At 73.9% G+C, this 11,926-nt stretch carries 8 protein-coding genes and 2 pseudogenes; 3 read left to right on the forward strand and 7 right to left on the reverse strand.

Going from position 1 to position 11,926, the window contains the following annotated elements:
* Positions 1-650: 650 nt before the first annotated feature.
* A pseudogene (gene mptB, locus ABEA77_RS34065) lies at positions 651-1,111 on the reverse strand (polyprenol phosphomannose-dependent alpha 1,6 mannosyltransferase MptB); the annotation flags it as partial.
* A gap of 108 nt (positions 1,112-1,219) precedes the next feature.
* Entirely contained in the window at positions 1,220-2,155 is a 936-nt protein-coding gene (gene hemC, locus ABEA77_RS03975) for a hydroxymethylbilane synthase (RefSeq protein ID WP_345641191.1), read from the reverse strand.
* 529 nt (positions 2,156-2,684) lie between these two features.
* Between hemC and ABEA77_RS03980 the strand changes: the two genes are divergently transcribed.
* The 3 genes and pseudogenes from ABEA77_RS03980 to ABEA77_RS03990 form a co-directional block, all read left to right on the forward strand.
* Positions 2,685-3,413 (forward strand): class I SAM-dependent methyltransferase, encoded by a 729-nt coding sequence (locus tag ABEA77_RS03980; protein ID WP_345641194.1) that lies wholly within the window; start codon positions 2,685-2,687, stop codon positions 3,411-3,413.
* Positions 3,414-3,800: 387 nt separating this feature from the next.
* Positions 3,801-4,427 (forward strand): hypothetical protein, encoded by a 627-nt coding sequence (locus tag ABEA77_RS03985; RefSeq protein ID WP_345641197.1) that lies wholly within the window; start codon positions 3,801-3,803, stop codon positions 4,425-4,427.
* A 389-nt stretch (positions 4,428-4,816) separates the two neighbouring features.
* Positions 4,817-5,281, forward strand: a pseudogene (locus ABEA77_RS03990) (anion permease); the annotation flags it as partial.
* Positions 5,282-5,436: 155 nt separating this feature from the next.
* Here ABEA77_RS03990 and ABEA77_RS03995 read toward each other — a convergent pair.
* From ABEA77_RS03995 to ABEA77_RS04015, 5 genes are all read right to left on the reverse strand, one after another.
* Positions 5,437-7,395 (reverse strand): S53 family peptidase, encoded by a 1,959-nt coding sequence (locus ABEA77_RS03995; protein ID WP_345641200.1) that lies wholly within the window; start codon positions 7,393-7,395, stop codon positions 5,437-5,439.
* 345 nt (positions 7,396-7,740) lie between these two features.
* Entirely contained in the window at positions 7,741-9,186 is a 1,446-nt protein-coding gene (locus ABEA77_RS04000) for a GH1 family beta-glucosidase (RefSeq protein WP_345641203.1), read from the reverse strand.
* Between the two features lie 199 nt (positions 9,187-9,385).
* Positions 9,386-9,742 (reverse strand): VOC family protein, encoded by a 357-nt coding sequence (locus ABEA77_RS04005; RefSeq protein WP_345641206.1) that lies wholly within the window; start codon positions 9,740-9,742, stop codon positions 9,386-9,388.
* Positions 9,743-9,878: 136 nt separating this feature from the next.
* Entirely contained in the window at positions 9,879-10,838 is a 960-nt protein-coding gene (locus ABEA77_RS04010) for an SDR family NAD(P)-dependent oxidoreductase (protein ID WP_345641209.1), read from the reverse strand.
* A gap of 85 nt (positions 10,839-10,923) precedes the next feature.
* Positions 10,924-11,913, reverse strand: coding sequence for a DUF2510 domain-containing protein (locus ABEA77_RS04015; protein WP_345641211.1), 990 nt, complete (start codon positions 11,911-11,913; stop codon positions 10,924-10,926).
* Positions 11,914-11,926: the final 13 nt, after the last annotated feature.

The raw sequence follows: 11,926 nt of genomic DNA on the forward strand, positions 1-11,926 counted from the left end.
GCGAGCAGCCCGAGCGCCACCCACACGAAGGCGTTGGACCCCGCGATGGCCACCGGTCCCCCGGCACCGTCGCTCCACAGCCACACCACGTCGCTGGAGAGCGGGACGTGCAGGACCGCGCAGAGGACGAGGGCCGCCCGGGAGCGGCGCCCGAGGCCGGTGTCGAGGAGGACGGCGAGCGCGGGCAGCGCCCACACGAGGTGGTGCACCCAGGTGACGGGCGACACCAGGCAGGCCGCGAGCCCGGTGAGGGCGAAGCCCGCGGTCACGTCCCCGACCGCCGCCGCGGCCCGTGCCCGCACCCACCAGAGCGCGAGGACGGCGGCGGCGCACAGCAGCCACGCGGCGCGGGTGTCGGCAGTGGGCGCGAACCAGGCGGGCCGGCCCTGGCGCCGTACGACGCCGCCGGGCAGCCAGTACACCGGCAGGCAGGACGCGGCGGCGGACAGCGCGAGGCCGATCGCGACAGCCGCGGGCCAGGACACCAGGGCCCTCGGCGCCACGGCGAGAGCGGCGAACGGCGGGTAGGTGAGGCCGTAGTGGGAGCCGGGCCTGGTGCAGTCGTAGAGGTGGCCGCCGTGGTGGAGCCACGCGTCGACGGTGCCGTAGTAGACGCCGAGGTCGAAGAAGTGCCGGAACAGCGGCACCCGCGCGAGGAAGACCGGGCCGTACGGCGCCGGTGTGCGGCCCCATACGGGCGCCGCCTCGGCGGCAAGCGGCCCGCCGAGGTCGTCGGGGCCGTGGTGGTAGACGCCGGTGCCCGCGTCGGCCATCGCGCCCTGGGCGAGCTAGCTGTAGACGTCCCTGCTGAACAGGGGCGGCCCGCACATCAGGGGGCTGCCCACACGCACAGGGTGAGCAGCAGGCAGTGCGGGGCGGGCGGGCGCGGCCCGCGCAGCGCGGTGCCGAGCCACCACCACGCGGCCACGAGCAGCACGAGGCCGAAGTAGACGCAGAGGGCGCCGAGGGCGGTCCGGCCCGACGCGTGCGGGAGGGTGTCGTGCGTCGGCAGGGCGCCGGCGGTGAGGCCGCCCACCGTCGGCGCGAAGGACCCGGCGAACCCGGGATGCGGCACCGGCCCCGGGCCGAGGTCCACGTGCGGGGCATGCATCCGTGGGCGGTCTCAGCCGCGGGTGGCCGCGGGGGAACGGCCGCGCCACGCCCGGCTGGCGCGGATCTGGCGGGCACCGCGCCCGGCCGGGTGGCGCGGGCCCCGGGGTCAGTGGGCGATGCCGTCGATGAGTTCGCGTGCGCCCTGGCGGAGGAGGCTGACGGCGACGGAGGTGCCGAGTGTCGCCGGGTCGAGGGGGCCCGCCCACTCGTGGGCGTTGAGCACGGTCTTGCCGTCCGGGGTGAACACGCAGGCGCGCAGCGACAGGTCGCCGTTGCCGTGCACCCTGGCGAAGCCCGCGACGGGCGAGTTGCAGTGGCCCTGGAGCACGTGCAGGAACATGCGCTCGGCGGTGATCTCGCGGTGGGTGTCCGGGTCGCCGAGGACGCTGATCGCGTCGATGAGGTCGGTGTCGTCCTCGCGGCACTGCAGGGCGAGCACGCCGGCGCCGATCGGGGGGCACATGGTGTCCGTGGAGAGGATCTCCGTGATGACGTCCTCGCGGCCGATCCTGGAAAGGCCCGCGGCGGCGAGCAGCAGCGCGTCGGCCTCGCCCGCGGCGAGCTTGTCCAGGCGGCGGTTGGCGTTGCCCCGCAGCGGGACGCACTCCAGGTGCGGGTGGGACGCGGCGAGCTGGGCGACCCTGCGCACGGACGACGTGCCGATCCTGGTGCCGTCGGGCAGCTGGTCGAGCGTGCGTCCGCCGGGGTGGATCAGTGCGTCGCGCACGTCGTCGCGCTTGAGGAACGCGGCGAAGGTGGTGCCTGCGGGCAGCGGCCGGTCGGCGGGGATGTCCTTCACGCAGTGCACCGCGAGGTCGGCCTCGCCGGCGAGCAGCGCCGCGTCGACCTCCTTGGTGAACGCACCCTTGCCCTCGACCTTGGCGAGGTCTCCGAGCCACTTGTCGCCGGTCGTCTTCACCGGGACGACCTCGGTGGCGACGCCGGGGTGGGCCGCGCTCAGCTCGGCGCGGACGCGCTCCACCTGGGCCAGGGCCATCGGCGAGTCGCGGGAGACGATGCGGACGATCTCAGGGGCGGACATGTCGACCAACGATAGCCGCTCCCGCCGCCCCACCGGCGCCCGGGCCGCCCGTACGGCCCGCCGCGCGGCGTCCCGGCGCACCCGCCGGTCCACGCCCGGCACCGGCCATCGCGCAGCCCTCCGGCACCGGGCCCTCCGGCACCGGGCGCTCCGGCACCGGGCGCTCCGCGAAGGCCCCGGGGCCTTCGGCGACCGGTCCCGGCGGGACCGGTCCTGGGGGGCGCCGCGCGGGACACGCGGCCGTACGGCCGGAGCCGGCCGCAGGCGCGGCCGGGTCTGAACAGGCGGGGCCGAGGCTGGACGGAGGGACGGCGGGGCGCCCCCGGGGAGCGACGCACGAAGCGCGGACGGGCGGCGGGTGCGTGGGCGCGGGCGGTCTCCGCCTGTCCTGTTCCGCTTCCGCTTCCGCTTCCGCTTCCGCTTCCGCTTCCGCCGTGCGAACGCCGCGGCGCGTCCGGTGTGGCGGTCCTGCCCGCCCGTGCGGGCGGGGCGGCCGGGTACGCGCCGCGGTGGGCCTACGCTTGAGGCGATGTTCTCCGACCGCGGGCCCTCCCTCACCGAACTGGCCGTGCAGGCGCTGTCTTCCGTGGAACGCGGCTATGACCTGCTGGCGCCGACGTTCGACGCGACGCCGTTCCGCACGCCCGACGCGTTCCTCGACGCCGTGGTGGCCGCGGTGGGTCCGCTCGGGCCGTTCCGCGCGGGCCTCGACCTGTGCTGCGGGACGGGCGCGGGGGTGGGCGCGCTGCGGCGCGTGTGCGGCGAGCGGGTGACCGGCGTGGACTTCAGCGCGGGCATGCTCGCGCGGGCCGCGTCGCGCTTCGCGGACGCGGCCGGGCCGCCCGCGGTGGAGTGGGTCAGGGCGGACGCGCGCGCACTCCCCTTCGACGGTGCGTTCGACATCGTGACGAGTTTCGGTGCGTTCGGGCACTTCCTTCCGGCCGAGCGGCCCGCGGTGTTCGCCGGTGTGCGGGCGGCGCTGCGGCCCGGCGGTCTGTTCGCCTTCCCCCTCCCCGCGCCTGCGCGCGCCACTTCGCCCGCCTACTGGGCGACGGCCTGCTTCGACGCGGCGATGCGGGTGCGCAACGCGGTGTGGCGGCCGCGGTTCGTCATGTACTACCGGACGTTCGGGCTCGCCGACGTCCTGGCGGAGTTGGCCGACTGCGGGTTCTCCGTGGAGCTGCGGCCCGCCGAGTCGTTCGGCAGACGGGCCGACGGCGCTCCCCGGTGCGTGACCGTGCTGGCCCGCGCGGCCTGAACCGTACACCGGCGTCCCCACACGGCGGGCGGGGACGCGGAAAACGACCTGGAGGACGCGGGAAAGCGCGCGTCAACTGCCGTGTGCGATCTACGCTTTGGTCACACACACGGGTCCGGCCCGGCCCCTCTGCCGGGCCGCACACGACGAGGGAGCCGAAAAGCCTTCGGTGGAGGGCGCGTTCACGCACGTCAGGGAGGGTGTGTACGGTGGTGGCCGATGCGTTCGCCGGGTACCGGAACCGGTGTCGGGCCCGAGTCGTTGTGCATGCGTGTGACGCCGAAAGATCACCTGCCGCCCACGTGGCGCCGTGGAGAGCCTAGGCTTTGTTGGCACAGGCCACCGACGGGAACAACGGTCGGTGGCTCCTGACGGAAAGGGATACCCATGACATCCGCACCCGCCTCTCCGAGCAGTGTCGAGGCGACAACCACGCTCCTCAAGGCGGAACTTCCCCGCCTCGAGGCACACCAGCAGTCCCTGGAGAAGGAGCTCGCAGCGGTCACCGAGCGTCTGGAGTCGGTGCGTTCGGCGCTGACGGCGCTGACGGCCCTGTCCGGTGTGCCGCATGTGCTCGCGGAGTCCGGGCAGGCCGAGGAGGCGGCTCCCGCCGCGGCGGAGGCTGCCGAGGAGCCGGCGGCGGAGCCCGCCGCCTCGGTGCCCGCGCCGCGCCGTGGCGGCGCGAAGAAGGCCGCGCCGAAGAAGCGCGGCGCGGCGAAGAAGCCGGCGCGCGGCGCGAAGCCCGCCGCCGCGAAGAAGGCCGACACCAAGGCGGAGGCCAAGGCGGAGACCAAGGGCGGGGCCAAGGAACAGGCGAGCGGCCTGACCCGGCAGGTGCTGGACATCCTCGCGGACGCCAAGGGGGGCACGGTCAGGGCGCGTGATGTGGCGAAGGTCCTCGGCCGTGACGGCAGCCCCGGAGACATCAACGCCGTGCGCAGCACACTCGACCGCCTCGTGGCGACCTCCCGCGCCGACCGCGCGGGCCGCGGGCTCTACCGCGAGCGCGCCTGATCGGAGCGGTACGCCTGCTGGAACCTCCGGTGTGCCGTCCTGCCACCGGACCGCGGACGGCGCGGTGGCGGGACGGCGCTCCGGTGCGGTGCCAGGCGGCGGCCCGCCCGCTCCGGACCGCTCCCGGGTCTCTTTTCCCCTTGCCCGGCAGGGGTGTTGATTCCGCAAGCACCCGGCCGCCGTGCCCCGGCCACCGGGACAGGCGGACGGGTGCGCGCAGCGACGGTGACCGCGGGGCCGGCCGTGCCCGGGTCCCGAGCGGCCGTCGCCCGGGCCCGGGTGGGCGCGGCCGGGCCTCCCGGCGCGTCGCCGTTTCCGCGGAGGGACGCACCTGGTGTCTTCACGCCGACGTTGCCCCGCGTACGTCCCGGGCCGCTTTGACCGGCCGCATGGACCACATCACCTTCCTTGTGGCAGCGGTGATCGTCACGGCCCTGGCCTTCGACTTCACCAACGGCTTCCATGACACCGCCAACGCCATGGCGACGTCCATCGCGACCGGGGCGCTGCGCCCCAGGGCCGCGGTCCTCATCAGCGGAGTCCTCAACCTCGTCGGCGCCTTCGTCTCCACGGAGGTCGCGCGGACGATCTCCGGCGGCATCGTCGACGACCGACTGGTCACGCCCGGCATGATCTTCGCCGGACTGATCGGCGCCATCGTCTGGAATCACTCGACCTGGCTGCTCGGCCTGCCGTCGAGTTCCTCCCACGCCCTGTTCGGCGGCCTGATCGGCGCCGTGTGGGTGGGCGCGGGCACCCACGGCGTCCACTTCGGCCAGGTCGTCCAGAAGATCGTCATTCCCGCGGTGGCCTCGCCGGTCGTCGCCGGGGTCGCCGCGCTGATCGCGACGTACTCTGATCATCCCCCGGTTGCACTGAGGGCGACAGGCCCGGGCCCTGCGCGCGGGCGCAACGGGCGACGGCCCCCGCGGGCCCGGGGCGGAGACTGCTCCGCCCGGGGCATTGCGGGGGCCGTCGCCGGTGTGCCGTGCGGCGGTGGTGCTCCGGCTCAGCGCGTCTTGTACGACTGCACGTACGAGTCCGCGGGGCTGCCCACACCGGTCACGTCGTCGTAGCCGACGGTCGCCGACAGGGAGCTGTCGTGGCCGAGGGTGCGGATCGACGTCTTGACCGGGGAGGTCGGGTCCTGCGTGTCCGTGTAGTCGTTGCGGACGACCGCGATGTCCTGGCCCGCGCCCAGCGGGTGGTCCGTGACGTCGTGGAGCGCCGGGGTGCCGTACCGCTGGTAGATGCCCGGGTTGGCGAAGCCGATCGGCACACCGTGCCGGGCCTGCTGTGCCAGGGCCTGGACGCCCGCGATGACCGGCGAGGCGAGCGAGGTGCCGCCGAGGCGGTACTCGCTGTACTTCAGCTTGCCGTTCTTCTGGGTCTGCGTCATGCCGATGAGGAAGCCGGTGTTGGGGTCGGCGACCGCGGAGATGTCGGGCATGGTGCGCATCGGGGAGGTCGTGCCGTTCGCCTCGGAGAGCGAGGTGGGGACGACGCCCTTCTGGTAGAACGGCTGCGGCACGGTGGTGCTGGTGCCGCCGCCCGCGCCGGAGGTGAAGGCGCCGGGGAACCCGGCCCAGTCCTTGCCGCTTGCCGACAGGGACGCCTGGAGCGTGCCCCAGCCGGTCTCCCACTTGTACGTGTCGTTCTTGCCGACGGCGAGCGAGGTGCCGCCGACCGCGGTGACCCAGGCCGAGTTGGCCGGGGTGTCGACCTGCTTGGTGCCGGTCGCCGCCTTGAAGTCGCCGTCGTCGCCCGTGGAGAAGTAGAAGCCGATGCCCTCGACGGCGCCCGTCTGGAACACCTGGTCGTAGGCGGCCTGCGACGCCGGGGTCTGGTCGGCCTCGATGTCGCCCCACGAGTTGGAGACGATGTCGGCGAGGTGGCTGTCGACGACCTTGTTCAGCGCGTCGAGCAGGTCGTCGTCCAGGCAGGACTTGCCGCCGACGTAGGTGATGTCCGCGTCCGGGGCGACCGCGTGCACCGACTCGACGTCGAGGGATTCCTCGCCGTACCAGCCCGCCGGGTCGGGGCAGTTGCCGTCGTCGACGGTGAAGTCGTCGGGCAGCACCTGCGAGAGCTGACCGGGCCGGTACTTCTTGTCGCCGTTGCGCTTGGCGTAGGTGGCCGCGTCCTTCTCGATCGTCGGCGAGGCGTAGGCGTCCGTGATGGCGACCGTGACGCCCTTGCCGGTGAAGTTCTTCGCGCCGTAGGCGGCGCGGAGCTGCTTCCCGGTGTAGCCCTTGATCGTGTAAGGCGCCTTCGAACCGTAGGCGTTCGGCAGCTTCTTGTTGACCTTCGAGCCGTAGTACGTCGAGAACGGCCCGGCGTTGAGGAACGCGGCGTCCGGCGGCGGCAGCGTGTCGGCGTGCTGCGCGGCCTTGGGCGCGTTGTCCAGGCCCGTGACGGTCAGGACCGCGCCGTGCAGCGAGGCGGGCACGGAGGCCGTCGAGTCGGGCGCGTGGTACGTCCTGCCGCCCTTGGCGTAGTTGTGCAGCGTGGTGGAGAACGCCTTCTCCACGGCGCGCGCGTCACCGGAGACCGAGAGGTAGTGGGCGTTGGTGCCGGTGACCTTGAGGCCGGCGCCGGTCAGCCACGCGGTGACGTCGGATATCTGCTGCTTCGTCGCCCCGAAGCGCGCCTTGGCCTGGCGGGCGCTCAGGTACGCGCCGTAGTGCGCGGAGGACGGGTCGGAGACCTCCTTCGCGTACGCGGCGAGGCCCGCCGCGTCCCGCCCCGCGAGGTACACGCGTGCGGAGACCTTGTTGGAAGCAGCCGTGCTGCCCTTGTCCGCCTTGGCGGTGGCCCACAGCGGCTTGGTGCCGTGCAGCACGGAACGTCCGGCAGGGCCGGTGTCGGCCCCGGCCGCCTGAACGCCGAGTGCGAGGGCACCGGTGACCATGGACAGTGTCGCTGCCACGGCCACACCGGTGCGCAGGCGCGGTCGGCTGGATCTCATGGAACCCCCTGCTTTGCGAGTGAACGCGTGTGGCGTTACTGGGACGTTCGGGCCACACGCAGAACACACTCTGGCGATCAAGTGTTCTCAGGGGGAACACGCGTAGACCAAAGGAATCCCAAAGGAAGCGCATGTTCAGGTCAATCCGCAGGTCAGGGCCGCTCCCTCGTCGGCGCCTCAGACGGCTTTCAGTCAGGGCGAGTTGGGGACGAAGAAGGCCGCACCGGTACATCACCCGCGAGGGTGGATGAGACGGACAAGCCACGTAATCGACGCGACCGTCGCACATTGCCCGCACCTCGCGGGCCACCCGCCGGGCCGTCCGCGGACGGCCCGGCGCCGGGGTCACCCCCGGGGCAGTGTGCCGGTGCGCGCGACCTGCCCGAACCAGTGCGCGCTCGACTTCGGGATGCGGCGCTGCGTCGCGTAGTCCACGTACACCGCGCCGAAGCGCTTGCTGTAGCCGTACCCCCACTCGAAGTTGTCGAGCAGCGACCACAGGAAGTACCCGCGCACGTCGACGCCCGACTCGATGGCCCGGTGGACCTCGGACAGGTGTCCGCGCAGGTACGCGACGCGCTCGGGGTCGTCCACACGGCCATCGTCGCCGACGCGGTCGTCGAAGGCCGCACCGTTCTCGGTGATGACCACCGGCAGGCCCGGGTGCTCCCGGCCGACGCGGACGAGCAGGTCGTAGAGGCCGGTGGGGTCGATGCCCCAGCCCATCGCGGTGCGCGGGCCCGGCGCCTGGTGGAACGCCACGCCGTCGCCGGCCGGCCAGGGGCTGTGCTCGCTCGCCCCGTGCCCGTCGGAGCCGTGCTCCGCGCCCTGGGGGTCGTGTGCGACGAGGGTCGGCGAGTAGTAGTTGACGCCGAGGAAGTCCAGCGGCTGGTGGATGAGCGCGGTGTCGCCGTCCTGGACGAAGGACCAGTCCGTCAGGTGCGCGGTGTCGTCCCGCACGTCCTGCGGGTAGGCGCCGTCGAGCATCGGTCCGGTGAAGACGCGGTTGGCCGTGCCGTCGATGCGGCGGGCCGCGTCGACGTCCTCGGGGCTGTCGCTGACCGGCCTGACCTGGTGCAGGTTGAGCGTCACCGACACCTCGGCCCCGGCGGGCAGCCGGTCGCGCAGCTCGCGGACGGCGAGGCCGTGCGCGAGGTTGAGGTGGTGGGCGGCGCGCAGCGAGTCGGCAGCGTCGGTCCTGCCGGGGGCGTGCACGCCGGAGCCGTAGCCGAGGAAGGCGCTGCACCAGGGCTCGTTGAGGGTGGTCCAGGTGGGGACGCGGTCGCCGAGCGCGTCCGCGACGATGCCCGCGTACTCCGCGAAGCGGTGGGCGGTCTCGCGCACGGGCCAGCCGCCGGCGTCCTCTAGCTCCTGCGGGAGGTCCCAGTGGTAGAGCGTGGCGACGGGCTTGATCCCGCGTTCGAGCAGGCCGTCGACGAGCCTGCTGTAGAAGTCGATGCCCTTGGCGTTGGCGGGGCCGCTGCCGGTCGGCTGGACGCGCGGCCAGGCGACGGAGAAGCGGTACGCGCCGACGCCGAGGTCCGCGAGGATGTCGAGGTCCTCGCGCCACCGGTGGTAGTGGTCGTCGGCGACGTCGCCGGTGTCGCCGTTCAGCACCCGGCCCGGGGTGTGGGAGTAGACGTCCCAGATGGACGGTGTCCTGCCGTCCTCCCGCGCGGCGCCCTCGATCTGGTACGAGGCGGTGGCCGTCCCCCAGAGGAAGCCCGGCGGAAAGGTGAGCGCCGGTGCGGGGTCGGGGGCCTGGCCTGTGATGGGTGCTGAGGTGGCCACGGAGGTCCTTCCGGAGGTTCGTCGTTCGCTGACGCCCGGCCCTGGCCGGGCCGCTGAGAGCGCTCTCAGCGCGTCGAGCGGCGCTGGGAGCGCTCTCAGAATGGCCCAAGCCTCGCCGCAGGTCCCCGACCGCGTCAAGGGCGGGCGCACGGAGCCGCCGCGCCGGGGACGCCCCCGTGCGCGCCCCGCGGGGACCGGCTCAGGTGCGCGTCCACAGGCAGAAGACGTGCCCCGCGGGATCGAGGCACACCCGGACGTCGTCCGCCGGCTGGTGCGGGGCGACGCGCGCGCCGAGTTCCACCGCGCGGGCGGCGCCCGCGTCGAGGTCGTCGGTCTCGATGTCGAGGTGGGCGGTCATCCGGGGCCGCCCCGTGGCGTCTGGCCACTCGGGCGGCACGAAGCCGGGGTCGCGCTGGAAGGCCAGGCTGCCCTCCCCCTCGGGCGGCCCGAGCTTCACCCAGTCCTCCTCGGCGGTCCGCGTCTGCCAGCCGAGCGGCCCCGCGTAGAAGGCGGCGAGGCGCGCAGGTTCCGGCGTGCTGAGTACGGGTCCCGTCATGCGCAGGGCGGGCGCGCTGCCATGGCCTGGCTCCCTTCCGAGAGGTGCGGGCGGGGTTCGTATCCCCCGGCACGGGGCGGCCGCGGGCGCGGCGCGCCCCGTGCCCGCGGCCGTGCCCTGGTCGGCTGCCGGGGCGTCAGGAGGCCGCGGCGAAGGCGTTGACGCCGGTCAGGTCGGCGGACAGCCGCCACAGCCGGGTGGCCTGCTCGGGGTCGACCGCGTAGCCGCGCACGCCGCCGCCCTCCGGGTCGTTGTCGAGCTCGGCGATGTCGCAGTCCGCGCAGTAGACGCCGCCCGCGCCGTCGAGCTGCGGCGAGGTGGCAGCCCACACCTCGGTGGCCGCGCCCTGCTCGGGCGTCTTGAAGGAGGGGCTGAGGAGGTTGCCCTCCTCGTCGATCCAGCCGAAGTCCACCATCTCCTGCTGGGGGAGGTGGCGCTGGAGCGGGGTGAGGATGCCTCCGGGGTGCACGGCGAAGGCGCGGACGCCGGACGGCGCGGCGAGGCGGTCGAGTTCGACGGCGAACAGCGAGTTCGCCGTTTTGGCCTGTCCGTACGCCAGCCACTTGTCGTAGCCCCGCTCGAAGTTGATGTCGTCCCAGCGGATCGGCGAGCGGCGGTGGCCCGTCGAGGAGAGCGCGACCACCCGCGCGCCGGGCGCCACGGCCGGCCAGAGGCGGTTGACGAGGGCGAAGTGGCCGAGGTGGTTGGTGGCGAACTGCGCCTCCCAGCCGGGTCCGATCCGCGTCTCGGGGCAGGCCATGACGGCCGCGTTGGTGATGATCATGTCGATGGGCCGGCCGGAGGCGAGGAAGCGCTCGGCGAAGGCGCGCACACTGTCGAGGTCGCCGAGGTCGAGCTCCTCGACCTCGGTGCCCGGCAGGTCCGCGAGCGCCTCCCCGGCCCGGTCGGGGCGGCGTGCGGGGACCACGACCCGCGCGCCTGCCCCGGTGAGCGCTTTTGCCGCCTCGATGCCGATGCCCGAGTAGCCCCCGGTCAGAATGGCCAGCTTGCCCGTGAGGTCGATCCCCCTGAGGACTTCGGCCGCGGTAGTGCCGGCGCCGAACCCCGTCTTGATGCTGTGCTGAGGCGTGTTCATGCGGTCAGGCTACGAATGAGAGAGCACTCGAAGTCAACACCGGTTCCCGGCGCGCCGCCGGCCGGGCGCCGGGCCTCCCCCGTGGTCAGACCCCCTTGCCGCTGTCCCCGGTTCCGCCGGGCGCGGCCTTGATGCCCTTGACGATGGTGTCGAGGACACTGAGCGACGGCGCTTTCGAGCTGACGTCGAAGCCCGCGCGCACCATCACCAACTGCCCCTCGGCGGCGGGGGACGGGAAGGCGAGCGACTCCACGTAGCCGTCGTCCCCCTTGCTGGTGACGACCTTCCACAGCACCAGGTAGCCGTCCTTGCCCGCGACCTTCACGGCCTCGGACTTGAGCTGCCGGTGCGAGGTGATGCTGCCGTAGACGCCGCCGTCGCCGTAGGACTGCTTGGCGTTGGCGGCGATGTCCTGCTGCGCCGCGGCCTTCGGCGTGGTGGCGGTGTCCTTGAGCGCGGTCGCGGGAGCGGAGAACACGCCGCCCCGCACGCACGTCTGGGCCGTGTCGCCGGGGCACTGGTACTCGCCGGTCGTCACCCCCGCGCCCGCCAGGCCCGACTGGCCCTTCCAACCCGTGGGCACCGGCAGGTCGATGCCGCTCGCCGCGTCGGTGGCGAACCCCTTCTCGGTCTGCGGGAGTCCGCCCGAACCGCCGCCGTCCTGCGAGCCGCCACCTTCCGAACCACCGTCCTGGCCCGGCAGTCCGCCGCCGAGGCCGCCGCCGTCCTGGCCCTCCTGAGGGCCGCCGCCCTGGTCCGACCGGGTGGAGGCCGAGGGGGCCGGGGCCGGGGCCGCCGAGCTGCCGGAGTCGCCTTTGCCGAGCAGGTAGAAGCCGCCGGCGAGCGCGAGGACGACGACACCCGCCGTGACCGAGACGGCGACCTTGCGCCCGCGGCCGGTGGGCGGCGCGGCGCCCGGCACCGGCGGGTGCCCGGGCGCGTTCCACGCCTCGGAAGCGGCGGGCCGCAGGTGGTCGGTCCAGGCGGAGCCGTCCCACCACCGGTGCCGCGGGGGGCCGTCGCCAGTCTGCTGCCCCGGGTCGGGATACCAGCCGGGAGGGGTCGAGTTGGTCACCCGACCACTCTAT

Source organism: Streptomyces tremellae (assembly GCF_039540215.1).
GTDB lineage: Bacteria > Actinomycetota > Actinomycetes > Streptomycetales > Streptomycetaceae > Streptomyces > Streptomyces tremellae.

Bases quoted from the DNA above. Each gene is read 5' to 3' on its own strand.
- hemC (WP_345641191.1), bottom strand. From the start codon at position 2,155: ATGTCCGCCCCTGAGATCGTCCGCATCGTCTCCCGCGACTCGCCGATG.
- ABEA77_RS03980 (WP_345641194.1), top strand. From the start codon at position 2,685: ATGTTCTCCGACCGCGGGCCCTCCCTCACCGAACTGGCCGTGCAGGCG.
- ABEA77_RS03985 (WP_345641197.1), top strand. From the start codon at position 3,801: ATGACATCCGCACCCGCCTCTCCGAGCAGTGTCGAGGCGACAACCACG.
- ABEA77_RS03995 (WP_345641200.1), bottom strand. From the start codon at position 7,395: ATGAGATCCAGCCGACCGCGCCTGCGCACCGGTGTGGCCGTGGCAGCG.
- ABEA77_RS04005 (WP_345641206.1), bottom strand. From the start codon at position 9,742: ATGACGGGACCCGTACTCAGCACGCCGGAACCTGCGCGCCTCGCCGCC.
- ABEA77_RS04010 (WP_345641209.1), bottom strand. From the start codon at position 10,838: ATGAACACGCCTCAGCACAGCATCAAGACGGGGTTCGGCGCCGGCACT.